This window comes from Mycobacterium colombiense, from assembly GCF_001672755.1.
In the GTDB taxonomy this organism is placed as follows: Bacteria; Actinomycetota; Actinomycetes; order Mycobacteriales; family Mycobacteriaceae; genus Mycobacterium; species Mycobacterium colombiense_C.
The window spans coordinates 15,416-40,680 of record NZ_LZKI01000133.1 but is presented as its reverse complement, the minus strand read 5'-3'; the positions used below and the strand labels follow the sequence as shown (position 1 = coordinate 40,680).

The 25,265-nt window shown below is 68.7% G+C and carries 24 protein-coding genes; 8 read left to right on the top strand and 16 right to left on the bottom strand.

Features of this window, described 5'->3' with window-relative positions:
- Positions 1 to 37 precede the first annotated feature (37 nt).
- On the top strand, positions 38 to 214 hold the full coding sequence (locus tag A5708_RS27265) for a hypothetical protein (RefSeq protein ID WP_196772678.1): 177 nt from the start codon (positions 38 to 40) through the stop codon (positions 212 to 214).
- 7 nt (positions 215 to 221) lie between these two features.
- On the opposite strand, the gene A5708_RS19005 is transcribed toward A5708_RS27265, so the two are convergent.
- Complete coding sequence (locus A5708_RS19005) at positions 222 to 1,550, bottom strand: aminotransferase class I/II-fold pyridoxal phosphate-dependent enzyme (protein ID WP_065030102.1); 1,329 nt, start codon at positions 1,548 to 1,550, stop codon at positions 222 to 224.
- Positions 1,551 to 1,590: 40 nt separating this feature from the next.
- Here A5708_RS19005 and A5708_RS19000 point away from each other — a divergent pair, with 40 nt between their 5' ends.
- The gene (locus tag A5708_RS19000; protein ID WP_065030101.1) at positions 1,591 to 2,253 is read left to right on the top strand and encodes a pyridoxamine 5'-phosphate oxidase family protein; all 663 of its coding nucleotides are present in this window, start codon (positions 1,591 to 1,593) and stop codon (positions 2,251 to 2,253) included.
- On the opposite strand, the gene ilvA is transcribed toward A5708_RS19000, so the two are convergent.
- From ilvA to A5708_RS18985, 3 genes are read right to left on the bottom strand one after another with little or no spacing between them, the layout of a single operon-like run.
- Positions 2,250 to 3,533, bottom strand: coding sequence for a threonine ammonia-lyase (gene ilvA, locus A5708_RS18995; RefSeq protein WP_065030100.1), 1,284 nt, complete (start codon positions 3,531 to 3,533; stop codon positions 2,250 to 2,252). The genes A5708_RS19000 and ilvA overlap by 4 nt on opposite strands.
- Positions 3,534 to 3,571: 38 nt before the next feature.
- Positions 3,572 to 4,009 carry a nitroreductase family deazaflavin-dependent oxidoreductase gene (locus A5708_RS18990; protein WP_065030099.1) on the bottom strand — a complete coding sequence of 146 codons (438 nt, stop codon included), beginning with the start codon at positions 4,007 to 4,009 and terminating at the stop codon, positions 3,572 to 3,574.
- Positions 4,010 to 4,063: 54 nt separating this feature from the next.
- Positions 4,064 to 4,615: a TetR/AcrR family transcriptional regulator gene (locus tag A5708_RS18985; protein ID WP_065030098.1), complete on the bottom strand. Its 552-nt coding sequence runs from the start codon at positions 4,613 to 4,615 to the stop codon at positions 4,064 to 4,066.
- 96 nt (positions 4,616 to 4,711) lie between these two features.
- On the opposite strand from A5708_RS18985, the gene A5708_RS18980 reads away from it, so the two are divergent.
- A complete protein-coding gene (locus tag A5708_RS18980; RefSeq protein ID WP_065030097.1) occupies positions 4,712 to 5,119 on the top strand; it encodes a hypothetical protein in 408 nt (135 codons plus the stop codon).
- Positions 5,116 to 6,579: an FAD-dependent oxidoreductase gene (locus A5708_RS18975; protein ID WP_065030096.1), complete on the top strand. Its 1,464-nt coding sequence runs from the start codon at positions 5,116 to 5,118 to the stop codon at positions 6,577 to 6,579. The genes A5708_RS18980 and A5708_RS18975 overlap by 4 nt, the downstream gene beginning before the upstream one ends.
- Before the next feature lie 7 nt (positions 6,580 to 6,586).
- Here the strand turns inward: A5708_RS18975 and A5708_RS18970 are convergent, their stop codons facing one another.
- From A5708_RS18970 to A5708_RS18950, 5 genes are all read right to left on the bottom strand, one after another.
- Positions 6,587 to 7,366, bottom strand: a complete 780-nt coding sequence (locus A5708_RS18970; RefSeq protein WP_065030095.1) for a DUF6065 family protein — start codon at positions 7,364 to 7,366, stop codon at positions 6,587 to 6,589.
- A gap of 119 nt (positions 7,367 to 7,485) precedes the next feature.
- Positions 7,486 to 9,378 carry a lysophospholipid acyltransferase gene (locus A5708_RS18965; RefSeq protein WP_065030094.1) on the bottom strand — a complete coding sequence of 631 codons (1,893 nt, stop codon included), beginning with the start codon at positions 9,376 to 9,378 and terminating at the stop codon, positions 7,486 to 7,488.
- The gene (fadD11, locus tag A5708_RS18960) at positions 9,375 to 11,201 is read right to left on the bottom strand and encodes a fatty acid--CoA ligase FadD11 (protein WP_065030093.1); all 1,827 of its coding nucleotides are present in this window, start codon (positions 11,199 to 11,201) and stop codon (positions 9,375 to 9,377) included. Before fadD11 ends, A5708_RS18965 begins: the two co-directional genes overlap by 4 nt.
- A gap of 90 nt (positions 11,202 to 11,291) precedes the next feature.
- Positions 11,292 to 11,768: a VOC family protein gene (locus A5708_RS18955; protein ID WP_065030092.1), complete on the bottom strand. Its 477-nt coding sequence runs from the start codon at positions 11,766 to 11,768 to the stop codon at positions 11,292 to 11,294.
- The gene (locus tag A5708_RS18950; protein WP_065030091.1) at positions 11,765 to 12,166 is read right to left on the bottom strand and encodes a helix-turn-helix domain-containing protein; all 402 of its coding nucleotides are present in this window, start codon (positions 12,164 to 12,166) and stop codon (positions 11,765 to 11,767) included. The genes A5708_RS18955 and A5708_RS18950 overlap by 4 nt, the downstream gene beginning before the upstream one ends.
- Before the next feature lie 61 nt (positions 12,167 to 12,227).
- On the opposite strand from A5708_RS18950, the gene A5708_RS18945 reads away from it, so the two are divergent.
- Positions 12,228 to 12,674, top strand: a complete 447-nt coding sequence (locus A5708_RS18945) for a PPOX class F420-dependent oxidoreductase (protein ID WP_065030090.1) — start codon at positions 12,228 to 12,230, stop codon at positions 12,672 to 12,674.
- A gap of 80 nt (positions 12,675 to 12,754) precedes the next feature.
- Positions 12,755 to 13,612, top strand: coding sequence for an MBL fold metallo-hydrolase (locus tag A5708_RS18940; protein ID WP_231117953.1), 858 nt, complete (start codon positions 12,755 to 12,757; stop codon positions 13,610 to 13,612).
- Positions 13,613 to 13,622: 10 nt separating this feature from the next.
- Here A5708_RS18940 and dnaE read toward each other — a convergent pair whose 3' ends face one another.
- From dnaE to A5708_RS18915, 5 genes are all read right to left on the bottom strand, one after another.
- Positions 13,623 to 17,162, bottom strand: coding sequence for a DNA polymerase III subunit alpha (gene dnaE / locus A5708_RS18935; protein WP_065030088.1), 3,540 nt, complete (start codon positions 17,160 to 17,162; stop codon positions 13,623 to 13,625).
- 67 nt (positions 17,163 to 17,229) lie between these two features.
- The gene (locus A5708_RS18930; protein WP_065030087.1) at positions 17,230 to 17,661 is read right to left on the bottom strand and encodes an SRPBCC family protein; all 432 of its coding nucleotides are present in this window, start codon (positions 17,659 to 17,661) and stop codon (positions 17,230 to 17,232) included.
- 248 nt (positions 17,662 to 17,909) lie between these two features.
- Positions 17,910 to 20,162 (bottom strand): MMPL family transporter, encoded by a 2,253-nt coding sequence (locus A5708_RS18925; protein ID WP_065030086.1) that lies wholly within the window; start codon positions 20,160 to 20,162, stop codon positions 17,910 to 17,912.
- Between the two features lie 26 nt (positions 20,163 to 20,188).
- Positions 20,189 to 20,992, bottom strand: coding sequence for an SDR family NAD(P)-dependent oxidoreductase (locus tag A5708_RS18920; protein WP_065030085.1), 804 nt, complete (start codon positions 20,990 to 20,992; stop codon positions 20,189 to 20,191).
- A gap of 4 nt (positions 20,993 to 20,996) precedes the next feature.
- Entirely contained in the window at positions 20,997 to 22,037 is a 1,041-nt protein-coding gene (locus A5708_RS18915) for an SDR family NAD(P)-dependent oxidoreductase (RefSeq protein WP_065030084.1), read from the bottom strand.
- 283 nt (positions 22,038 to 22,320) lie between these two features.
- On the opposite strand from A5708_RS18915, the gene A5708_RS18910 reads away from it, so the two are divergent.
- On the top strand, positions 22,321 to 22,731 hold the full coding sequence (locus A5708_RS18910) for a group I truncated hemoglobin (protein WP_065030083.1): 411 nt from the start codon (positions 22,321 to 22,323) through the stop codon (positions 22,729 to 22,731).
- Between the two features lie 109 nt (positions 22,732 to 22,840).
- Positions 22,841 to 23,599 carry a methyltransferase domain-containing protein gene (locus A5708_RS18905; RefSeq protein ID WP_065030149.1) on the top strand — a complete coding sequence of 253 codons (759 nt, stop codon included), beginning with the start codon at positions 22,841 to 22,843 and terminating at the stop codon, positions 23,597 to 23,599.
- A gap of 1 nt (position 23,600) precedes the next feature.
- On the opposite strand, the gene A5708_RS18900 is transcribed toward A5708_RS18905, so the two are convergent.
- Both A5708_RS18900 and lspA read right to left on the bottom strand, forming a co-directional pair.
- A complete protein-coding gene (locus tag A5708_RS18900; RefSeq protein WP_064878025.1) occupies positions 23,601 to 24,527 on the bottom strand; it encodes an RluA family pseudouridine synthase in 927 nt (308 codons plus the stop codon).
- Positions 24,520 to 25,236 (bottom strand): signal peptidase II, encoded by a 717-nt coding sequence (gene lspA, locus A5708_RS18895; RefSeq protein WP_065030082.1) that lies wholly within the window; start codon positions 25,234 to 25,236, stop codon positions 24,520 to 24,522. The genes A5708_RS18900 and lspA overlap by 8 nt, the downstream gene beginning before the upstream one ends.
- Positions 25,237 to 25,265: the final 29 nt, after the last annotated feature.

The following is a 25,265-nucleotide window of genomic DNA, read 5'->3' as shown; positions in this document are numbered from 1 at the left end:
ATAGCGGCACCGCGGGCTCACCCCTGATGATGCCGCCATGAGTCAATTCGGTCATCCATTCCGGCGGATCTGTCGGCGCAAGCCGAGCCGCCGCGCCACCAATCCGGCGTCGGACCGGCGCACCGTGCGTCACGACATGCCGCCGTATCCCAGCGTCGAGCTGTTGTGGAGCGGCCCCGGGCCCGGCACCAGCGACGACGACGAGGGCGCTTGAGCTGCGGCTACACGATGGCCCGCCCGGCCGGATGCACCGCCCGGGCGACCGCATCGGCGAGCGGATCGATCTCGTCGGGAGTCACGTCGGAGATCGTGATGCGGATGCCCGCCGGCGTGTTCATCCGGAACCGGCCTCCCGGTGCCGCCGCCCAGCCCGCGCCGAGCAGACGGGATATCGCGACCGCCTCGTCGGGAACCGGCACCCACACGTTGAGCCCCGAGCGACCGTGAGCCGGTAGACCGCGCTCGGACAGGGAGTCGCAGAGCCGTTGGCGGATGTCGGCGTACTGCCGCTCGGCCGTCGCGACCAGCTGCCCGGCCGCCCGGTCGGACCACAGGTCGACGGCGAGCCGCTGCAGCAAGTGGCTCACCCAGCCCGGCCCGAGCCGCAACCGGCCATGGACCCGATCGACGGTGCGGTGGTCGCCGGCGAGGACGGCCACCCGCAGGTCCGGGCCGTACGCTTTGGACGCCGAGCGGACGAACGCCCAGTGCGCGGTGCAGCCGGCCAGGGTGTGCAGTGGCGCCCCGGCGATGCCCGCGCAGTGGTCGTCTTCGACCAGCAACAGATCCTCGGCCCGCCGCGCCAGCAGCGGACGCAACGACTCGGCGCGCTGCGCCGAAAGCGCAGCGCCCGTGGGGTTTTGGGCGCGGTTGGTGAGCACCAGCGCACGCACCCCACCCTCCAGCGCCCGGGCCAGGTCGTCGGCCAGCGGCCCGTCGTCGTCGACCCGCACGGGCTCGGCGGAAAGCCCCAGTGCGGCAAGGAGATCGAGGAGGTTGGCCCAGCCCGGGTCCTCGACGGCGACGCGATCGCCCGGGCGCAGATGCGCGGTGAGCGCGCGCTCGATGCCGTCCAGCGCGCCGCTGGTCACGGCCAGGTGATCGGCGGGGATCCCGTCCGCGGCCAGCGCGCGGCGAGCGAGTTCCTCCAGCGCCGGCGACAGGGCCGGCTCGCCGTAGAGCACGGGATGACCGGCACCCGTGCCGACCGGCGAGGCGCCGGCGATGGGCAGCAGGTCCGGGTGCGGATTGCCGGTCGACAGGTCCCGCACGCCCGCGGGCACGTCGAGGCCGAGCAGCGAGCGCGGGGTGGTCGCCGGGCGATTGCGCACCCGGGTGCCGCGACGGCCGCCGGTCTCGACAGCCCCGCGATGGCGCAGCAGGCGGTAGGCCGCGGCGGCGGTGTTCGCGTTCACGCCGAGCCGGGCGGCCAGCTCACGCACCGGCGGGAGCGCGTCTCCGGGCGCCAAAGAGCCCGCCGAGATCGCCGCTTCGATGCTGGCGGCTATGGATTCCGCCCCGGATCCGGTTATGCTGTTTTGTACTGGCACGCAATATATTATGTACTAGAACAAACTAGAGGGCAATCTCGTGGACACCGCATACCAGCCGACGGCACGCACCACCCCGACCCGCTACCGGGAGCGCGCCCGCTATGACCGCAGCACCGTTCACGGCATCCTCGACGAGGCGCTGATCTGCCATCTGGGCTACTCGAGCGCAGGTCGGCCGGTGGTCCTGCCCACGACGCATGCCCGGCTCGATGAAACGCTCTACCTGCACGGTTCGACGGGCGGCGGCCCGTTGCTGGCGGCCAGGGCGGCCCACGCGTCGGGGGCGGGCCTGCCGGTCTGCGTCACCGTCACCCTGGTCGACGGGCTGGTGCTGGCCCGGTCGGCGATGCACCACTCGGTGAACTTCCGCTCGGTGGTCGTGGTCGGTGACGCCCGCGTCGTCGACGATCCGGCGGAAAAGTCGCGCGCGCTGAGCTGCCTGCTCGACCACATCGCGGTGGGGCGCGCCGCCGACTGCAGGGCGCCCGATGCCCGTGAGCTCGCCGCGACCGGGGTGCTCGCGCTCGACCTCGTCGAGGTGTCGGCGAAGGTGCGCAGCGGTCCCCCGGCCGACGATCCGCAGGACCTTCCGCTGCCGCACTGGGCGGGCGTGGTGCCGCTGAGCCTGACGGCCGGAACGCCGGTGCCGGCCGACGACCTCGACCCCGGGGTCGCGCTGCCGCGCTACCTGGCGGGCTAGAGCAGCAGGTACCGGTAGGCCGGCGAGCCCGGTTTCAGGCTCTCGACGTGCAGCTCCGTCGCCCGCATCCGGTCCAGTAGGCCGTCCAGGTCGGCCGAGGACCCCAGCTGGATGCCGACCAGCGCCTCGCCGGTCTCCCGGTTGTTGCGCTTGACGTACTCGAACAGGGTGATGTCGTCGTCCGGCCCGAGCACCGTGTCGAGGAAGCCGCGCAGCGCGCCGGGCTCCTGCGGAAAGTCCACCAGGAAGTAATGCTTGAGGCCGAGGTGGACCAGCGAGCGCTCGAGCACTTCGCCGTAGCGCGACACGTCGTTGTTGCCACCCGAAATCAGGCACACCACAGTGGATCCCGGCACGATGTCGGCGTCCAGCAGTCCGGTGACGGACAGCGCGCCCGCGGGCTCGGCGATGATGCCCTCGTTCTGATAGAGGCCGAGCATCGCGGTGCACACCGCTCCCTCGTCGACCGCGGTGATCGACACCATGTCGCCGGCCGCCGCCAGCGCGGCGTAGGTCAGGTCGCCCGCCCGCCGCACCGCGGCGCCGTCGACGAACTGGTCGACGTGGTCCAGCGTCACCGGCTCGCCGGCGGACAGCGCGGCCATCATCGCCGCGGCGCCGGCCGGCTCGACGCCCAGCACCGAGGTGTTGTCGGTGCGCTCGGCGAGATAGGTGGTGATGCCGGCGATGCAGCCGCCGCCGCCCACCGGGACGACCACCAGGTCCGGCTCGTTGTCCAGCTGGTCGAGCAGTTCGACGCCGATGGTGCCCTGGCCCGCCATGGTGCGCAGATCGTCATAGGGCGGCACCAGGGTGGCGCCGGTGCTTTGCACGTCGGCCAGCGCCGCCTCGGCGGCCAGGTCGTAGGTGGTACCGCCCACGATCAGGTCGATGAAGTCGCCCCCGTGGTAGCGGATCCGGTCGCGCTTCTGCATGGGCGTCTTGGCCGGCACATAGACGCGGCCGTGTACTTGCAACATCCGGCACGCGTAGGCGAAGCCCTGCGCGTGGTTGCCCGCCGAGGAGCACACCACGCCCGCGGCCAGCTCCGCCTCGGACAGCTGGACGAGCAGGTTGTAGGCGCCCCGCAGCTTGTAGGAGCGCACGATCTGCAGGTCCTCGCGCTTGAGGTAGACCTGGGCGCCGGTGAGCGCCGACAACCGGTCGCTGAACTGCAGCGGGGTCGGCGTGACCACCGCGGCGATCCGCTTGGCCGCGCTGTCGATGTCAGCCGCGGATAACGGCGAGACGCGCGGGCTCTGGCTCAATTCGGCGGACACTGACTAATGGTGCCATGACAGCCGACCAACTCCGGAATTCAGCCGACCGGGGTCAGCACGAACACCGGGATCTGGCGGTCGGTCTTGGTCTGATACTCGGCGTACTCCGGCCACGCCTCGACGGCACGCTCCCACCAGGTGGCCTTCTCATCGTCGAAGACCTCCCGGGCGTCGTAATCGCGGGTCGTCGAGCCGTCCTGCAGCTCGACGCGGGGGTTCTTCTTGATGTTGTGGTACCAGACCGGGTTCTTCGGCGCCCCGCCCAGCGAGGCGACGACCGCGTACTGGCCGTCGTGTTCGACCCGCATCAGCGGTGTCTTGCGCAGTTTGCCGGTCTTCGCGCCGACCGTGGTCAGCAGAATGATCGGCTTGCCCTTCATGTCGGCGGCCTCGGCTCCCCCCGACTCGGCGTATTTGTCAGCCTGCTCGCGAGACCAATCCCATGGGCTCGGCAGGTACTCCCCTTCTAACGGCATGGCCTCAACTCTAGGCGGCGGTTTCGCGGTCCCACTCTTCGCCGCGGGCGGCCATCACGGCGCCGCCCCGGTGAGGTAGTGGGCGAGCACCGGGCGCAGCCATTCGGTCAGCGTCGCGTCGTCCATCGCGGCCAGCGCGGGCACCCCGACGACGTTGCGCGCCACCGCGATTCCCAACACCTGGGATCCCACCATCGCGGTCCGCTCGGCGGCGCGGTCGGGCGTGACGGTGGCCAGGGCTGGCGCCACCTTTTCGACGAACACCTCCAGAAGCGCGTCGGCGGCGGTCCGGTTGGTGGCGGCCGCGCGCAGTAGCGGCAGGAACGACCCGGCCGGATCCCACACCCGGATCAGGAACGGCACCAGGACGTCGGCGATGCGGTCCGGGGCGATGCCGGTGAGGTCGGGGAAGGTGATGTCGAGCCGCGAGACCGCGGCGAACAGGTCGGCCTTGTTGCCGAAGTAGTGCATGACGAGCGCGGGGTCGACGCCGGCCTCGGCCGCGATCGAACGGATGGTGGTCCGCTCGAAGCCATGAGTGGAGAACAGGGTCCGCGCCGCGCTGAGGATCGTCGCGCGGGTGACTTTGCCGTCGCGGGTGGGCATGCCGAAATTCTAGTTCAACAACTGTTGACATGGCTAGAAACTGGGCTTACGTTGATTTCAACAGTTGTTGAATCAGCTGGTCGAGGAGGCTCAGACATGACCGTCACCGTCATCCAGATCGGGCTCGATCCCGACGTGATCGACTACTCGTCACCGGAGTTCGCCCAGTTCGCTGGCCTGTCGAGGGAGGTGCTGCGGGCCGCCAACGACGACAACGTCGCGGGTCTGCGTGCCGCCGGATACCAGGTCGACAACTGCCTGATCAACTTCGGCACCGCCGGCGCCGAAAAGGCCGGCGAGTGGCTGCGCGCCAAGCGCTACGACGCCGTCCTGATCGGCGCCGGGATTCGCCTGGTCGCCGGCAACACGCTGCTGTTCGAGTCGATCGTCAACATCGCGCACACCACCCAGCCCGGCTGCCGCTTCGTCTTCAACCAGGCAGCGCAATCCACCCCCGGCGACATCCGTCGCTGGTACCCGCAACCGGAAGGAGCGGTCCGATGAGTACAACCACTGTTCGCGATGTCGACGTCCTGGTGGTGGGGGCCGGCCCCACCGGCCTGACCGCCGCGGGTGACCTGGCCCGCGCCGGACGGTCGGTGACGGTGCTGGAGCGCTGGCCCGCCGAAAACCCGACCAGCCGGGCGTTCGCCGTCATGCCCCGGACGCTGGAGGTCCTCGACGCGCGCGACGCGGCCGACGAGTTACTCGCGGTCGGGCAGCGCGGACCGGACGTGACCCTGTTCGCCAGGGCCCGCCTGGACCTGACCCGCCTCGACTCGGCCTATCCGTTCGTCCTGATCACCCCGCAGACCAACGTCGACGCGGCGCTGCGCCGCTACGCGGTGGCCGAGGGTGCCGACATCCGGCGCGGCGTCGAGGTGGTCGCGCTCGAGCAGGACGCCGCGGGCGTCACCGTCACCGCCCGCCCCAAGGGCGATGGCGATCCCGCCCACCGGCAGACGTGGCGGGTGCGGTACGTGATCGGAGCCGACGGGGCGCACAGCTCGGTCCGCACGCTGCTGGACGTCGACTTCCCGGGAGAGATGGTGCTGACCTCGCTCATGTTGGCCGACGTCAAGCTGGCGCACGGCCCGTCGCGCGGCGGGCTGGTGGTGGGCACCACCGGCGACGTGTTGGGGTTCTTGGCCCCGTACAACCGCCACGACGAGGACGGCTCGTGGTACCGGGCCCTGGCCTGGGACCGCGACCACCAGTTGCCCGACAGCGCGCCCGTCGGCGACGCCGAGATCATCGACGTCCTGGCCCGCGCCATGCGCGAGGACTTCGGCGTGATCGAGATCGGCTGGAAATCGCGATTCCATTGCGACGAAAGGCAAGTCGCGCAGTATCGGCACGGCCGGGTGTTCCTGGCCGGCGACGCCGCGCACGTGCACTCACCGATGGGCGGCCAGGGCATGAACACCGGCATCCAGGATGCCGCGAACCTGGCCTGGAAGCTCGCCGCGGTGCTCGGCGGCGCCGACGACGCCCTGCTGGACACCTACCAGGACGAACGCCACCCGATCGGCAAGCGGGTGCTGCTGCAGTCCGGGATGATCGCCCGGGGCGCGACCCTGCACCGGCGGCCGGCGATCTGGCTGCGTAACCTGTTGGCTCCCAACCTGCTTCGGATACCGGCGGTGCAAAATTTCGTGGCCGGCAGTTTCGCGGGCACCACATTGCGGTACGGCCGGCGCGGACCGGTCGGCACCCGTGCCGCCACCATCCCCCTCGTCGACGAAAGGTTGACGCACCTGCAGCGCGGCGGCGGCTTCGTCTTCATCCGCGAATACGGCGCCGCCCCGGTCGAGACGCCCGGGATGCTGCAGGCCGAGCGCGCCGACCGCGGACCGGCCGTGCTGGTGCGCCCCGACGGCTACATCGCGTGGGCCGGCGCGTCGGCGCGGGCACCGGAGCGGATCACAAACGTGGCCGCGGCAACCACCGTGCACGCGCGGTGATTTCGTTCTAGTCCGCGTTCTCGGGCTGGACGAACGACCGGAGATGACGGCGGGTCTGGTGGTCTTCCGCGCCGGGCTCGCCGTCGCTGTGCCGGCCCCGCGTGTAATCGCCTTGCCACGGCACCTTCTCGTTCCCGGCGCCGCCCGCAGCCTCCTGCTCGCGGCCCAGTGCGCCGCGTGAACCGAGGAAGTGCTCATGCTTGCGGTGCAGTTGCTCGTCGGATTCGATGGGCCGAAGTTCGGGGGCGAACTCCTCGAGCTCGGCCCGACGTTGCGGCACGATCATGCAGATCGGCTCGCCGACCTCGAACCGCACCGGCATGAACTCGCGGGTGAACTTCCAGTTCATGCTGAAACTTGAGGTGGACCAATCGGTTTCGACGATGCCTTCCAGCGGGGAGATGGCGTCCTTCGGATAGTTGGCCGGCCCGCGGGCCAGCAGGTTGTAGCCCGGCGGGGTGCGGAACAGGATCGGCAGATGCCAGGTCAAGATGCCGTAGCCGAAGTGGCTGGAGGGCAGAAACTGGCCGCTTTCGCGGGTGTCGGGGGCGATCATCAGGTTGGTGCGATCGTTGCCGCCCATCCACGTCGCGGTGAACGCGCTGCGGTTGCGCACCTCCCAGCCGCTCTGGTTGGCGATCAGCATCGGCAGACACCGGTGCGGCCAGCCCTGGCGTATCTCCGACATCCACTCCCGGCCGATCGGCGCGGGGCTGATCGGGGGCGCGATCTCGTGGGTGACGTACCCGATCAGCGGGCGGGACTGCCCGCTGGACTTCTCACTCATCAAATCCTCGCTTCACCGGCCCTATCGAACACCGTCGACCATCACCGACGTCGCCAACGCACTATCGCGACCAAACGTTAACGGTCCGTGAACCACGCCGCCCGGGGACGAACGCGCGCTCAACGCGTTCTGGCCAGCTCCGCAATGGTATTCACCCGCGCGATGGCGGTGGCGATCTCGTCGGCGAACTCACGCCGTCGGTGGGCGATCTGCGGGTCCCCGAAGCCCTCGACCAGTTCGCGATGCCGCGCCAGTCGCAGCGCGGTCTTGAACAGCTCCATCGACCGCGATTCGGCGCTGGCGATCCTGCGCTGCAGTTCCCATTGCTTGCCGACCTGCAGGCACTCGGCCAGAAAGGCGTCCTCGTCGAACGATTCGTCCTCGTAGGCGGCCAGCCGGTCCGCGACGATGTGATAGGCGTCCAGGAACGGGCGCAACACCAGATGCGCGAGCAGCAGATCGGCGCGTTCCAGCAGCCCGCGCACGAAGGCAGCGCTAGCGGCCTTGCTGGTGTCCTCGACCGGCCCGATCAGCCGGACCTCGTCGGCGAGGTCCTTCTCGAATTGCGCGCGCGCGGAGAATAAGAACTCGAATTTGAGCAATTCACGCAGCTTGAGCGCCTCGTCGCGCACGGTCGCCGGCAGCACCGATCCGTCCACGGACTGTTCGGCGTCTTCGGCCGCGGCCAGCAACGCCGTCTCGGCGATGGCCCGGTCGACCAGGATGTGGATGGCGGTGTTGCGGTAGAACGCCGCGACCAGATGCTGGTCGGTACCGATGCCCCACACGGCCTCGGTCCCGGCGTCGTAGACGCTCACCACGCCGGAGGCGACGAGCTGGTGCAGGGTCCAGCGGATGGTGGAGCGATTGGTCAGGTCGGCGGCCCCGGCCACCGCCCAGTGCCGCGCCGCGATGTAGCTCGCCAGCGGTTGCACGGTGGCCAGCACCTCGCTGATGGACAGCGAGCGGTCCGCACCCAGCAGCGCCAGGCTGACCACCGCCGTCGGGGTGACGGGTGTCGCGCGATTGATGCGGTGCTCGACGTCCAGCGCGATGCGCTCGATCTCGGTCCCGACACCCGACTCATCGGACCGCAACTCCTCGAGCCGCTTGCGCAGCGGCAGCGGCTCGCCGAAGTCCAGGTACGCCCGGCCCAGCCGGGTGCCCTGCTGCCGGGCGAGCCGGATCAGGAAGCGAAAGTCTTCGGGCCGCTTCGTTGCACCGTAGGCCTCGGTGGTCATGGCCTCCACCTCGTGCAGCTGGTCGTACACGATGGAGGTGGGCACCAGATACACTTCCGGGCCGTCGATTTCGTCGACCGCGTCGGCGATGTAGCGCAGGATTCCGAACACCGGGGGCCGCAGCTTGCCGGTCCTGGTCCGGCCGCCCTCGATGGACCAGGTCAAGTTGGCGTGGTTTTGCACCAGCTGCGCGGCGTAGGCGCGCAGCACGAAGCGGTAGACCGGGATGTCCTTGGTCTGCCGGCGGATGAAGATGGTGCCGGTGCGCTTGGCCCAGGCGCCCATCGGGAAGAAGTTCAGGTTGGCGCCGCCGAAGGTGAGCGCGGGCGAGAGCCGGCTGGCCTGGATCACCTCGGGCAGCAGCAGGCCGTCCAGATAGGAGCGATGCGAAAAGGCAAACGCCAGCGTGGCTTTGCGATCCAGCTTGCGCAACTGGGCGATCTGGTCCTCGTCGGTCAGCACGTCATAGGCCCGCATCAGCCAGCGGCTGAAGCCGCGCCAAGCCGCCATCGCCGATTCGTCGAGCGAGGGTGCCATCTCGCGCAGGTAGCAGGCGGCCTCGGCGCGCACGCTGTCCAGATCGCGCCCCAGGTCATGGGCCAGCTTGCTCAGCCGCTCGTCATACCATGGCGCACCCAGCAATTCGACGACCTCGGCCGGGTCCGTCGACAGCGGCGATGTCGATTCCGTGACGACACCGGTGCGCTGCAACAACTTTCGCACTCCCACCCGGCCGATCTCCCGGGCGGTCCCCGCCGGTCCCCCGCTCATGCCGGCTGCACCGTGGCGGCTTCGGCGGGCTCGTGGACCTCCGGATGCGGTTCGGCTGTATAGAGCTGCTCGATCTCGTCGGCGTACTTCGCCATGATCGGCTTGCGTTTGAGCTTCATCGTCAGCGTGATCTCGTCACCGCCGGGCTCCCACAAGGTGGGCAGGATGCGGAACCGTTTGATCTGTTCCACCCGGGAGAGTTTGTCGTTGCCCGCGCTCACCCCGGCCGCGATCTGCGCGACGACCTCCGGGTCGGCCGCCAGCGCGGCCGCAGACGCGTCGGGCAGGCCACGCTGGGCCGCATACGGGCCGACCGAGTCGGCGTCGAAGACCATCAGTGCGGTGTTGTACGGCCGTCCGTCGCCGATGGTGATCATCACCCCGACCATGGGACACGCGGCCAGGATGGCGTTCTCAATGTTGGCCGGGGACATGTTCTTTCCGGCCGCATTGATGATCAGCTCCTTCTTGCGGTCCACCACGCGCAGGTAGCCTTCGGCGTCGGCCTCCAGGATGTCGCCGGTGTGCAGCCAGCCGTCTGCGTCGATCGCCTCGGCGGTCTTCGCCGGCTCCTTGCGGTAGCCTCGCATCACCAGCGGGCCGCGCACCAAGAACTCGCCGTCGTCGGCGATCCTGCCCTCCAGCCCGGGCAGCAGCTTGCCGACCGAACCCAGTCGAGCGTCACGCGGATGACTCACGGCCGCAACGCAACTAAGCTCCGACATGCCCCACACCTCGGCGATCGGAATCCCGATGCCGGCGAAGAAGGCCAGCGTCTCCTTGGGGATCGGCGCAGCGCCCGAGACCGCCCAGCGCAGTTCGCCGAACCCGAGCCGCTCGCGCAGCTTGGACAACACCAGCTCGTCGGCCCGGGCCCATTCGGCGGCCAGCTCGTCCGGCATCCGGCCACCGGCCACCAGGGCCTCGGCCCGCTTGGCGGCCACCGCCATCGCCCACTGCAACGCCTGGCGCTTGACCTCGTCGGCCTCGTTGGCGAGGGTGAATTCGATTCCCGCCTTGAGCTTTTCCCAGATCCGCGGCACCGCGGCCCACACTGTGGGCCGCACGTCGGGCAGCGCGGCGGCGATGGCCCGCGGATCGTCCACGACCGTGACCTGGGCGCCGAACACCTCCAGGGCGTAGAGCCCCATCACGCGGTCGGCCATGTGCGCCGTCGGCAGATACGAGGTGACCCGGTCACCGAACTTCGAGGGAAGCACGCTGTTGAGGGCCTGGGACTCGAACAGCAGGTTGGCGTGGGTCATCTCCACGCCCTTGGGGTTTCCGGTGGTTCCCGAGGTGTAGACGAGCGTGACGATGTCGTCGGGTTGTACGGCGCGCCAGGTTGATTCGAAGTCGAAGTCATCTTCGGCCGCCGCGTACAGCTGCTCGACCGACAGCGTGCCCGGCGGTGCGCCGTCGATGCAGACGATGTGCTCGATCGGCACCCCGCTGGCGCGGATCCGGCCCACGTACTGCTCCTCGCAGATCGCGACCTTGGTGCCCGCGTTGCCGAACAGATATGTCAGCTGCTCGGCCGGTAGCGTGTTGTAGACCGAAAACGACGTCGCCCCAAGGTGTTGCGCACCGATTTCGAGCGGATAGAACTCGATCCGGTTGGCCATCATCAACGACACGGCGTCGCCGCGCCGGATCCCCAACCCCGAAAGGCCGGCGGCGACCTTGCGCACCTGTTCGGCGCACTCGCGCCACGTCATCGTCTGGGTAGCACCGGGTGTGCGCAGCACGACGGCGTCGGGGTCGATCGCGGCGTTGCGCTGAAACGCCTCGCACAGGGTGGCCGGATTCTGGGCCGTCGTCATTTCCGTCCTCCTCGGCGCCGCATCAGCACTGCCTTCGTGAGCCTACGTCCGAGCACAGGGGCAGGGAACATATCACGTGACTTCACCGGTTCACGCCTCCGGGCGCCAGAGCTGCACCGTGCTTGTCGCGCCGCCGGGCAGTTCCACCAGCTCGATCGGCGTGCCGTCGGGGTCGTGGATGAAGAACATCCGCACGCCCCCGATGTCGACGGGCGGGTCGGCCCGGACGCCGGGGTGGTGGCGCGTCACGGCGTCGTAGGCGGCGTCGAGATCGTCGACGCGAAACGACATGTTGGTGTAGCCCAGGTGCGGGCCGCTCGGGCACTCGGGCACCGCGCCCAACGACAACAGCTCCACCATCGCCGCCCCGATCAACCCGCCGATCATGCGGCCCTGCTGGGCGGCGCCGCCGGTGACCGAATCCAGGCCGGCGCCGGCGAGTTCGACGTCGAACACCACGTCCATGCCCAACACCGTGGTGTAGAAGGCGAGCGACGCCTCGATGTCGGAGACGCCGACGCAGATGTGCGAGAAGTTCTGCACGGCGATGGGGTGCTGCTGGGTCATGTGGGCTCCTTGCCGGCGTGGGGTGGATGAATGCCACAGGTACAGGCGTCAATTGAGGGGCACGTGCAGCGCATCCCCCACTCGATGACGGCGCGGGCGCGGGCCAGCGAGTCCATCTGGGCGTCGATCTCGGCGAGTTTGGCCTCGGCCAGCGCGCGGCTGGCCGGCCGCCCGGGGGCGTCGTCGGCGAACAGCAGCTGGATCTCTTCCAGCGAGAACCCGGCGGCCTTGCACAGTGCGATCACCTCGAGGCGGGCCAGGATCGAGTCGTCGTAGCGGCGCTGACCGCCCAGCCGTGCCGGCTGCGGCACCAGGCCGATCTGCTCGTAGTAGCGCAACGCCGTCGCGGCCACCCCGGCCTGGCGCGCCACCTCCCCGATCGTCAGGCTCGACGCCATCGCACCCTCCCGGGAATTCGATGCTTGACTTCGAGCCAACTCTAAGTCCTTGACTGGGGTGATGACCATCCCCCAACACGCGGAACTCAGCCGTTCTCGCTACGCCCTGCTGCGATCGTTTCGCCGCGACGGCACGCCCGTCGACACTCCGATCTGGTTCGCGTTCGACGACGCCAGCCTGCTGTTCCGGACCAAGGTCGGCCCGAAGACCAAGCGGCTGGCCGCCCGCCGTGACGTCGAGCTCGCGGCCTGCGACCACCGGGGCCGGGTGCGCCCCGGCGCGACGACGGTGACCGGCAGCGCCACGGTGCTGTCGGGCGCCGAGGCGGCCCGCGCCAACCGTCTGCTGCACCGGCGCTACGGCTGGCAGTGGAACATCGTCCCGCTGATCAAGGTGCCCGGCGTGACCAACGTGCACCAAGACCTGTGCGCGCGCGAAAAGTTGCGGCGCGCCCGCGACCGCGGGGTGTGGCCGGACAGCGTCATCGTGCGGGTGGACCTGCCATGACGCATGCAACGGTGTCTGACCCCGTCCGCTCCCCCGGTTTCCGCCAATGCTGCGGCGCCGCAGCGGGATTGGTGCTCGGCATGGTGCGCCCGAGGCGCCCCGACGAGCGGTTTCTGCGCAGCGTCGTCGACGCGGGCCTGCCGTCTTCCGGCCGCACCGTGACGGTGACAGCGCTGCCCCAACTGGCGCGCCCGGTGCCGACCGCCGCGATCGTCGAGGGCGCGTTCAGCCCGGCGCGCGTCGAGAACTCGCTGACCTCGTTCCTCGTCACCCACCCGGAGGCGACGTTCATCGTCGACCCCGCGGTCTGCGTCGACGTCGAGCGACGCGCGATCGCCCAACTGCCCGCGGTGTTGCGGGTCGCGGTTCGCCCGCCGACCGGCACCATCCCCACCCGCACCGCGTTGAACCGGTTGCCCGACGCGCCGCGGCTGGATTTCGCGCTCCCCACCCACGCACACTGGGACCACGTGTCGGGTCTGCTGGACCTGCCGGACCTCCCCGTGCACCTGCACCGCCGCGAACACGACTGGATCGGCGCCGGGCCCGTCGCGCCCGTCGGCGGCGTGCGGGATTCGTTGCGCGACCGGGCCGTTGTCCAGTACGAGCTGGACGGGCCGCCGGTGCTCACCTTCACCCGAAGCCACGACCTCTTCGGGGACCAGTCCGTGCTGCTGGTGGACCTGGCCGGCCACACCCCGGGCAGCGTCGGGGTGCTCGCCCATACCGCGCGGGGCTGGATCCTCATCGCCGGCGACGCCGCGTGGCATTATTTGCAGATCGAGATGGTCCGGCAGAAGGCAAGCTATCCAGGCAATTTGGTGGACGAGGACCGCGAGGAGACGTTCAAGACCCTGCACCGCCTGCACCTGGCGCGGCACACGGTGACGATCATCCCGACCCACGACCACGGGGCGGCGGTGCGATTGGCCGGGTAGCCGTTCGCGCTCAGCCGCCCAGGCAGCCCGGGCCGAGCAGCGCCTTGAGATCCCCCATCAGCGCCGGCGACGGCGTAACCCGCAGGGACGCATCCAGTTCCAGCGTGGTGATCCGGTCACCACTGATCAGCCGCAGGTGCACCTGCGCCGTGCCGGGGTGGCGGGCCAGCACCTGTTTGAGCGCGGTGACCTTGTCGATGGTGCACTGCCGCGTCGGCAGGCTGACCGCCAGCGGCCGGTTCGGCTGTGCGTTGGAAAAGTCTGGCACCACAAGCTCGTTGGCGATCAGCGCGACCCGGTCGTCGCGCAGCGACACCTTGGCCTTGATCAACACCACGACGTCGTCGGCGATGTCGGCCCCGTACACGGAGTACGCCTGTGGGAAGAACATCACCTCGATGCCACCGGTGAGGTCCTCCAATTGGGCCGATGCCCAAGGCATTCCGTTCTTGTTGACCCGGCGGTTGACCGAGGCGAGGATGCCGCCCACCCGCACCTGGGCGTCGTTGGGCACATCGCCGTCGAGGATGGCCGGGATCTGCGTGTCGACCTGCGCGGTCAGCAGGTGCGCCACCTGGTTGAGCGGGTGCCCGGACACGTACAGGCCCAGCATTTCTCGCTCCAGGGCGAGTTTGTGCTTGTCCTCCCACTCGTCGTCGGGCACCTTGATGTTGAACACAGAATCGGTGACGCTGCCGTCACTGCCGCCGCCGAACAGGTCGAACTGCCCCATCGCCTCGGCCTTCTTGGTGCCCAGCACCGAGTCGACCGCGTCGGTGTGCACCAGGAACAGGCCCTTGCGGGCGTGACCCAGCGAGTCGAAGGCGCCGGCCTTGATCAACGATTCGGTGACCTTCTTGTTGCAGGCCGCGACGTCGATCTTGTTGAGGTAGTCGGAGAAGTCGGTGAACTTGCCCTTGCCGTTGCGGGTGCCGATCAGCGAGCCGACCACGTTGGCGCCGACGTTGCGCACCGCGCCCAGCCCGAAGCGGATGTCTTGGCCCACCGAGGCGAAGTTCACCAGCGACTCGTTGACGTCCGGCGGCAGCACCGTGATGCCGAGCTTGCGGCAGTCGGCCAGGTAGACGGCGGCCTTGTCCTTGTCGTCACCGACCGACGTCAGCAGGCCGGCCATGTACTCGGCCGGGTAGTTGGCCTTCAGGTAGGCCGTCCAATAGGAAACCAGGCCATAGCCCGCCGCGTGCGACTTGTTGAACGCGTACCCGGCGAACGGAAGAATGGTGTCCCACAACGCTTTCACCGCTTTTTCGGAGAAGCCGTTGGCGGTCATGCCTTCGTAGAAGCCCTTGTACTCGGCCTCGAGCACCTCGAGCTTCTTCTTACCCATCGCCTTACGCAGCGCGTCGGCTTTGCCCATCGTGTAGGAGGCTACCTTCTGGGCGATGAACATGATCTGCTCTTGGTAGACGATCAGGCCGTGCGTCTCGGCCAGGATCTCGCGCAGCGGCTCCTCGAGCTCCGGGTGGATCGGCTTGACCGCCTGACGACCGTTCTTGCGGTCGGCGTAGTCGTTGTGGGCGTTCATCCCCATCGGGCCGGGGCGGTACAGGGCCAGCACCGCGACGATGTCGTTGAACTCGGTGGGCTGCATGCGGCGCAACAGGTCTCGCATCGGACCGCCGTCGAGCTGGAACACGCCCAGGGTGTCGCCGCGGCCGAGCAGCTCGTAGGTGGGCTTGTCGTCCAGGGGCACCGATTCCAGGTCGAGGTCGATTCCCCTGTTGCTCTTGATGTTCTCCAGGGCGTCGCCGATGATCGTCAGGTTCCGCAGGCCCAGGAAGTCCATCTTCAGCAGGCCGATGGCCTCACACGACGGGTAGTCCCAGCCGGTGATGATGGCGCCGTCCTGGGGCCGCTTCCACAGCGGGATGGCCTCGGTCAGCGGCTCGCTGCTCATGATCACCGCGCACGCATGCACGCCGGCGTTGCGGATCAGGCCCTCCAGGCCGCGCGCGGTCTGGTAGATGGTGCGCACGTCCGGGTCGGTTTCGATCAGGCCGCGGACCTCGGTGGCCTCCTTGTACCGCTCATGGCCCGGGTCGGTGATGCCTGACAGCGGAATGTCTTTGGCCATGATCGGCGGCGGCAGCGCCTTGGTGATCCGGTCGGCGATCGCGAACCCGGGCTGGCCGTAGTGGATGCGCGCCGAATCCTTCAGCGCCGCTTTGGTTTTAATGGTGCCGAAGGTGATCACCTGGGCGACGCGGTCGGAGCCCCACTTCTCCGCGGCGTAGCGCACCATCTCGCCGCGACGACGGTCGTCGAAGTCGATATCGATGTCGGGCGCCGACGGACGTTCCGGGTTGAGGAACCGCTCGAACAGCAGACCGTGCGGGATCGGGTCGATGTTGGTGATGCCCAGCGCGTAGGCCACCAGCGAGCCCGCCGCCGAGCCACGCCCCGGCCCCACCCGGATGTCGACCGACCGCGCGTAGTTGATCAGGTCGGCGACGATCAGGAAGTAGGACGGAAAACCCTTGTCGCAGATGACCTTGATCTCGTACTCGGCCCGTTGGATGTAGTCCTGCCCGACGCCGGACGGGAAGCGGCGCTGGAGCCCGGCCAACACCTCGTGGTGCAGCCAGGTCGCCTGGTCGTGTCCCTCGGGCACCGGGAAGATCGGCATCCGGTCGCGCGGCGCCCACACCTCGTCGTAGGACTGCACCCGCTCCGCGATCAGCAGCGTGGAGTCGCAGGCACCGGGCACCTCGGCGTCCCAGATCTGGCGCATGTCGGCGGCCGACTTCAGGTAGTAGCCGTCGCCGTCGAACTTGAACCGGTTGGGGTCCGAGAGGGTCTTGCCGGTCTGCACGCACAGCAGTGCCTCGTGGTTGTGGGCGGCGTCGCGGGTGACGTAGTGGCAGTCGTTGGTGGCCAGCGGCGGGATGCCCAGCTTGCGACCGATCTCCAGCAGACCTTCGCGGACCCGCGTCTCGATGGACAGCCCGTGGTCCATCAGCTCCAGGAAGTAGTTGTCGGCGCCGAAGATCTCGCGCCACTTGGCGGCCGACTCCAGCGCCTCGCGCTCATGCCCGAGCCGCAGCCGGGTCTGCACCTCCCCCGACGGGCAGCCGGTGGTGGCGATGATGCCCTCGGCGTGTTCGGCGATGATCTCGGCGTCCATCCGCGACCACTTGCCGAGCTGGCCCTCGAACGACGCCAGCGAGGACAGCTTGAACAGGTTGCGCAACCCGGCGGCGTTCTCGGCCACCATCGTCATGTGCGTGTAGGAGCCGCTGCCCGAGACGTCGTCGGACTTCTGACCCGGGTCACCCCACAGGATCCGCCGGGTGTCGAAGCGCGAGGCCGGCGCGATGTAGGCCTCGACGCCGATGATCGGCTTGATCCCGGCCTTGGTCGCCGCGTTGTAGAACTCGCTGGCGCCGAACATGTTTCCGTGGTCGGTCATGCCGACCGCGGGCATTTGCAGCCGGTCCACCTCGGCCAGCATCGGCGCGATCTTCGCGGCACCGTCCAACATCGAATACTCGGTGTGGTTATGCAGGTGCACGAAGGACGAGTGGTTCATAGGGACGCCAGTCTATGACCGCGGACCGACACGAGTTCGGCGTGTCGTGGCGTGTGTCTTGACCGGTTTATCCGTACAACTCGACGAAGTTCTCCAGCGACTTCTGGACGTCGCCTTTGACGGCGCGGGCCGCCGCCGAGCCCACCGGACCGAACAGCGCCCGTCCGCCCAGTTCGAGGCGCAGACCCAGCGTCGATCCCTCGCCGGTGGGCCGCACGGTGAGGGTGACGGCGTACTTGGCGCCGCCCTTGCCCGAACCGGACATCGCCATCTCGTGCGGCGGGTCCCAGGTGGTGACCGTCCAGGTGACCCGGTTGCGCAGGCCCTTGGCCCGTGCCACGCCGACGATCTGGGTGCCCTCGGCGATCTCGTCGGGCAGCTCGCTGCGCCATCCCTCGTGCAGGATCAGCCAGTCGCCCAGGTCCGACAGATCGGAGACGTGGTCCCACATGTCCTGCGGGGTCATCGGGACGTCGGCGGTCAGGTCCACAGCAGCCACCGCCCGAGCCTAGCGCTTCGTCACATCCGCCACTGCGGTCTCACCGCCGAGGCACATGGTCAGTTGCCCGCCTCTGAGCGACAACGGGCGACGGGTGCGGGGACCGCGCGACCGCGGAAGACGGCGCGCCGACCCAGTTGTCGCTCAGAGGCGGGCATTTCACCACCCGTCCCCCGGAGAGACGGCTGTGACGGGTGTGATCCGGCGACGGCGCGTCTCCCGGATCTCGAATCACGCAACCGCGCGAATCACTGTTCGGGACTGAGGGCGCGAGGCCGAACTTCGCCTTCCTCCTCGTTGATGCCGATGCGCTCGTGCAGCCTGACCAACGGTCTGGGCGCCCACCAATTGGCGCGGCCCATCAAACGCATGAACGCCGGAAGCAGCAGCATACGAACGAGCGTCGCATCGACCACCACCGCCAGAGTGAGTCCCAGACCGAACATCCTCATGAACGACACCCGCGCGGCTATCAACGCGGCGAACGAGATCGACATCAACAGCGCCGCCGCAGTCACAACCCGACCGGAGCGAGCCAAGCCTTGCGCGACGGCCTCGTCGTTATCCTCTGGCGTTCGGTCGGAGGCCAACCAGTGCTCGCGGATCCGCGACACCAAGAAGACCTCGTAATCCATGGAGAGACCGAACGCGATGCAGAATAGCAGCACCGGCATGTGGACCATCAGGGTGCCGTTGGCCGTGGTCCCCAGGCCACCCAGGTGGCCTTCCTGGAAGATCCATACCAGCGCGCCGAATGCGGCGGTCAGCGAAAAGACGTTGAGCACCAAGGCTTTCAGCGGCATCACAACACTGCCGGTCAACAAGAACAACAGCGCGAAGGTGATCACGGCGATGATCGACAAGACAAGCGGCAGCCGCGACGTCACCGCTCCCGCGCTGTCGCGGTTTATCCCCGCCCTGCCGGTGAATTGCACGTCGCGGCCGCCAGGCCCGGCGATGGCCGCAAGACGATCCAGCTGTCTTTCCGATGCGATGGAGAACAACGCGGCCGCACTGCGCACCGTGAGGAAGACACTGCCGTCCTGCGCGCCGGTGGGTGCGGAAGGCGGCCCGACCGGCGCGCCGTTCTGGAAGGTCCCGCCAGGCGTCGACACTGACACGACGCCGGCTACCTGCGAGAGTCGGGCGGCATAGCGCTCGATGTCGCCGGGCGCCGACCCGGACGCGTCAGGGATCACGACCGTCACGTCCCTATCCGTGCTGACCCCGAAATCCGAGCGCATGTCGTCGCCGACCTGCCGCGCCGATGCCGATGTCGGCAACACTCGGTCGTCGGAGAAGCCCCAATTCGCCCTGAGAAAAGGCGCCCCCAGCACCAGCAGGAACGCGATGACCGCTACGCCGATCAGAATCGGCCGTCGCATCACGGCTTTCGTCGAGCGGTACAAGAAGGTCTCCTGGATCGGGCCTGACACCGGTTCGGGGCGCCCGCGGACCCGGCGAATCAGCCGCCGCACGTTGAGCGAGTCCAGCCGGTCGCCGAGCAGCACGATCAGGGCAGGAGTGATCACCACCGCGGCAACGGCCGCCAAGGCGACCACCGCGACGCCCGCGTAGGCGAACGACTTCAGGAAGTACATCGGAAACAGCACCATCGTGGCCATGGACAGTGCGACGGTCGTCGCCGAGAACAGCACGGTTCGCCCGGCCGTGCGCATGGTGCGAACCAGTGCATCCTCGCGCTGCATGCCGTCGGCGAGTTCGTCGCGGTATCGGCTGATGATCAACAGGGTGTAATCGATGGCCAACGCCAGTCCCATGGCCACCGTCAGGTTGAGCGCGAATATCGAGACGTCGGCGAAGAGTGTGATCGCTCGCAGCGTCGCCAAGGTGGAAACGATGGCAAAGCCGCCTACCGCCATCGGAATCGCCGCGGCGAGCATGCCGCCGAACACCCACACCAATACGACGAAGCTCAATGGAAACGCGATGGATTCCATGACCAACAGGTCCTTTTCGCTCTGCCTGTTGATCTGCGCATACGTCAGGGCCTCGCCGCCCGCCTTCACAGTGACGCCGTCACGATCGCGCACGAGCTTCTTCGCCAGCGCCGCGGCGTTCTTCTGGGCGCCGGTCTCGCCGCCGCGAATGCCGGCGATGATCAATCCGGTCTTGCCGTCCTTGCTGATCAGGCCCGCCGCGGCCGGCGGCGGAACGGTCCACGCCGAGCTGACTTGAGCAACGTCCGGCGACTCTTTCAGCTGCGCGACGATGTCTTCGGCCACCTTTCGGGCGGACTCGCTTTGGGCGCCCGCGTCGGTGGTCAGCTCGAAAACCATCTGTTGGTCGCCATAGTCAAACTTCTCCGCGAGCACCCGCTGAGCCCGCGAAGACTGCGATGACGGATCCTGATAGCCACCCGCCGACAACACGTCGAGGGCGGAGAAGCCGAAAATTCCGGCCGCGACCATGACCAGGAAAGCCGCGGCGACGATCCTGCGCGGCGCGATTATGGCGAGTCGAGCGGCTCCCCGTAGCACCTGGTGCTCTCCCTATGCGCCCCGCCTCAGTTCTTGGGCCCGCCGCGGAATCGGTTGCCGATCCGGATGCCGGGCAACAGCAGGCTGCGCGGCACGAACCGCCCGCCGGTGCTGACCACCTTGGGCACCACGCCGGGCACCACCGTGCGCCGGCCGGCCAGCATGCCGCCGATGGCCGCCTCGGCGACGTCGCGCGGCGACACCTGCGCGATGGGAATGCTGAACCGCTCGGCGTTGGCGATCTCGGCCCACTCCGTCGGCACCGGCCCCGGGCACAGGCAGGTGACCGACACCCCCGTCCCGTGCAGCTCCTCGTGCACCGCTTCGGAGAACGTCTGCACGAAGGCCTTGGTGGCCGAATAGACCGCCATGAAGGGAACCGGCTGGAATCCCGCGATCGACGCGATGTTCATCACCGCGCCGGCGCCGCGCTCGACCATGCCGGGCAACGTCGCGTGGGTGAGTTCCATCAACGCCAACGCGTTGAGGGTGACCTCTTCGCTCTCGCGCTCCACCGGCAGCTCGTGGAACACCCCGCTGGTGCCGAAACCGGCGCTGTTGCACAGGCCGGCGATCGGTTCGCTGCGCAGCCGGCCCGCCAGCTTGGCGCGGGATTTGCCGTCGCTGAGATCCAGCGGCAACACCTCGACGCCGACCGAGTACTCCTGGCCCACCTCGTTGGCCAACTCGTCGAGGCGCTCGCGGCGCCGCGCGACCAGCAGCAGCGGGAAGCCGCGGCGGGCCAGCCCGCGGGCCAATTCGGCGCCGATGCCGGACGACGCGCCGGTGATGACGACGGTGGTCTGAATGTCAGGTTTTGGAAGGCTCATGGTGTCACCAATGTATCCCTCGGGTCGCCCGCACGAAGTTCTCGCTGCGTTTATCGAATTTCGTTGCCTCGGTTGATGATTCATCACCCTTAGCCGCGTCGGAATCACCGAACATGGCGAACGCCCGGTTGCGCACCCGGTCCATCACCGCCGGGTTGACGGCGTCGGCGACGGCGGCGAACTGCCCGAACGGTGAGCTGGCCCGCCGCGGCCGGTGCACGATCGCGTCGGCGATCACCCCGGCCGCCTGCTCGGGCGTCAGCGCCGGGAACTTGTCGTAGAGCGTGGTGGGGCTGATCATCGGCGTGCGCACCAGCGCCATGTGCACCGTGGTGAACCGCACGTCATCGTTCACCGTCTCGGCCTGCAGCGCGTCGCACAAGCTGTCCAGCGCGGCCTTGCTGGCGATGTAGGCCCCGAAGCGCGGCGCGCGGGTCTGCACGCCGACCGAGGAGACGTTGAGCACGTGCCCGTATCCCCGCTCGCGCATCCCGGGGATGAACTTGAGGATCAGCTGGACCGCGCCGAGATAGTTCAGCTGCATCGTGCGCTGGTAGTCGTGGATCCGGTCGTAGGACAACTCGAGCGAGCGCCGGATCGAGCGCCCCGCGTTGTTGATCAGGATGTCGACGCCGCCGAGATCGTCGAGCACCTGATCGGCCATCGCGGCGATGGCGTCCATGTCGGTCAGGTCGCACGGGTAGACGTGGGCGGTCCCGCCGTCGCCGCGGATCTCCTCGGCGACCTTCTCCAGGTTCTCCCGGGTGCGGGCCACCAGCGCCACCGCACCGCCGGCTTCGGCGATCTTCTTCGCGGCGGCCTCACCGATACCCGAGGATCCCCCGGTGATCAGGGCGGTCCTGCCCTCGACGGCCTCCTCGAGGGTACGGCCCTGCACCGCGTCCAGCAGATTCCTCAGATAGAACGGCCGATACCGCCCGGCCGAGTTCGGGGTATTGACGATGTGGGACACCGCGGCGAATGGTTTTTCCACCAGGTTCCCGATCGAGTTCTCCACCAAGTTCGTTATGTCACCAAGATTCATCGGCTTCGCTCCTGATGATGTGAGCCCCCCGACCGCAACTGGCCTGCCCGTTGACCACGACCGCCTTGCGGGGCTGCGCGAGTGATGTGACGTGCATCATTAAGCCAACCTAGGACATCAGCCGCTCAGCTCGATGCAGATTGCCGTCATGTAACGCGGCGCCGGATCTCACGGTTCGCCGGGAAGGGCCGCCAGCTGTGGGCAATCCGCTTGTTACACAGGGCAATCCCGGCGTGATCGCGCACTAACTGACGAGCAACGCCGCAATGTTCCAATCGAACTTATGAAAATTCTGGCGCGCTTCCGCAAGTCCGCACCGGCAGCCATCTACGACCGGATCGGTGGACACGAGGCGATCGAAGTCGTGGTCGAGGACTTCTACGTTCGCGTGCTTGCCGACGATGAACTGTCCGGCTTCTTCACCGGCACGAACATGAACCGCCTCAAGGGCAAACAGGTGGAGTTCTTCGCCGCCGCCCTGGGCGGCCCGGAGCCCTACACCGGCGCCCCGATGAAGCAGGTGCACCAGGGCCGCGGGATCACCATGCACCACTTCAGTTTGGTGGCCGGGCATTTGGCCGACGCGCTGGCCGCCGCCGGGGTGCCGTCGGAGACGGTCACCGAGATACTCGGCGCGATAGCACCGCTGGCCCCCGAGATCGCCACGGGCGACGCCGGCAAGGTCCGGGTCTGACGGCCGGCGGCGCCAGGGCTCGGAGTACTGGGAGCATCAGGGCGAGCTCACGCTCGACGGCACCACATTTGTCTGCCGCACGCCGTGAACAGTGCCTAGCATGCCTGACATGCGGCGCACATTTGACGACCTGATCGCCGAGGCGGACGCCGCCCCCGTCGAGGGCTGGGACTTTTCCTGGCTGGACGGACGGGCCACCGAGGAACGCCCGTCGTGGGGCTACCAGCGGCTGTTGCGGGGCCGGTTGGCGACGGTGTCGGCCGCACTGGACATTCACACCGGCGGCGGGGAGGTGCTGTCCGGCGCGGCGCCGTTCCCGCCGACCATGGCCGCCATCGAGACATGGCCGCCGAACGCGGCACTGGCCACCAAGCGCCTGCACGCGCTCGGCGTGGTGGTGGTCGCGACCCGCGACGAGCCACCGCTGCCGTTCGCCGCCGACGCGTTCGACCTGGTGACCACGCGTCACCCGATCTCCGTCTGGTGGGGCGAGATCGTCCGGGTACTCCGGCCGGGCGGCACCTACTTCGCGCAGCACATCGGCCCGGCCACCATGGGCGAACTGGTCGAGTACTTCATCGGGCCACAGCCAGAGAAGTGGGCCGAGTTTCACCCGGACGCGGTGCGCGCGCAGGCCGAGGCCGCCGGGCTGGAGATCGTCGATGTGCGGATGGAGCGGATGCGCGCCGAGTTCTTCGACATCGGCGCCGTCGTGTACTTCCTGCGCAAGGTGATCTGGACGGTGCCCGACTTCAGCGTGCAGCGCTACAGGGAGCGGCTGGCCGAACTGCACGAGCGCATCGAATCCGGCGGCCCGTTCGTCACGCACTCCGTGCGGCTGCTCGTCGAGGCCCGCAAGCCCGCCTGAGTCAGCCCTCGTCGCGCAACACGTCCAGCGCGTGCTGCAAGTCGGGCGGGTAGGGGCTGACGATCTCGATCCGCCTGCCATCGGCCGGATGGGCGAAGGACAGTGAGCGGGCATGCAACCATTGGCGTTCCAGCCCAAGCTTTTTCGCGAGCTTGGGATCGGCGCCGTAGACGAGGTCACCGCAGCACGGGTGATGCAGCGCGGAGAAATGCACCCGGATCTGGTGGGTGCGGCCGGTTTCCAGGTGCACGTCGAGCAGACTGGCGGCGACGAAGGCCTCCACGGTGTCGTAGTGGGTCAGGCTGTGCCGACCGTCCTTGGTGACCGCGAACTTCCACTCGCCGCCGCGGTGACGCCCGATCGGCGCGTCGATGGTCCCGCTGGACGGGTCCGGATGTCCTTGCACCAGCGCGTGATAGCGCTTGTCGACGGTGCGCTGTTTGAACGCCCGCTTCAGCAGGGTGTAGGCGCGCTCGGACAGCGCGACCACCATCACCCCGGACGTGCCGACGTCGAGCCGGTGCACGATGCCCTGCCGCTCGGGCACCCCCGAGGTGGTGATCCGGTAGCCGGCGGCGGCCAGTCCGCCGAGCACCGTGGGCCCGGTCCAGCCGACCGACGCGTGCGCGGCCACCGCCGCCGGTTTGTCGACGGCGACGATGTCGTCGTCGGAGTACAGGATCGTCATGCCCTCGATGTCGACCGGCGTGTTCTGCAGCGGCGCCGGCGCCTCGGGCAGCCGCACCTGCAGCCAGGCCCCGCCGGTCAGCCGGTCGGACTTGCCGGCCTGAACGCCGTCGAGTTCGACGCCGCCGTCTTCGGCCAGCGCGGCCGCCGCGCTGCGCGACAACCCCAGCAGGCGGGCCAACCCGGCGTCGACACGCATGCCCGCCAGTCCCTCCGGGACGGGCATCGAGCGGTCACTCACCCGCGCTGTCCTGGCTGTCGCCCTCGTCCTTGCGCCGGTCGTCGGCGTGGCGCCGGTCGCCGGTGGTGCGCCGCCCCGGAGAGTCGCCGTCGGCGTGGCGCCGACCAACTGAGTCGAAGTCGAACCCGAAGATCGACAGCACCACCAGCAGGATGGCGCCGCCGACCACCGAGGGGTCGGCGACGTTGAACACCGGCCACCAGCCGACCGACAGGAAGTCCACGACATGCCCGCGCAGCGGCCCGGGGGCGCGGAAGAAGCGATCGACCAGGTTGCCCATCGCGCCGCCGAGGATCATGCCCAGGCCCACCGCCCACCAGGGCGACACCAGCCGGCGTCCCATCCAGAAGATGCCGACCACCACACCGGTCGCGATCAGCGTCAGCACCCAGGTGTAGCCGGTCGCCATCGAGAAGGCCGCTCCCGAATTGCGCACCAGGGTCCAGGTCACCGTGTCGCCGATGATCGGCACCGGCTGGCCGGGCGGCAGCAGTTTGACGGCGAGGACCTTGGTGACGACGTCGAGGGCCAGGACTATCGCCGCGATCGACAGCAGCAGCCGCAGCCGCCGTGGAGCGGGTTCGGGCGAAGCGGCGGTCTCGGGCGCCGCGACGGTTTCGGGCTCCGCGTCTCGCTTGACCGGGGCGGCCTCACCAGCCTCTTCGGCTGAGGTCACCGGCTCAGTCGAGTTCGTTGGTTCTTCAGGCACTTCCCCATCATCCCCTACTGCCTCACCCG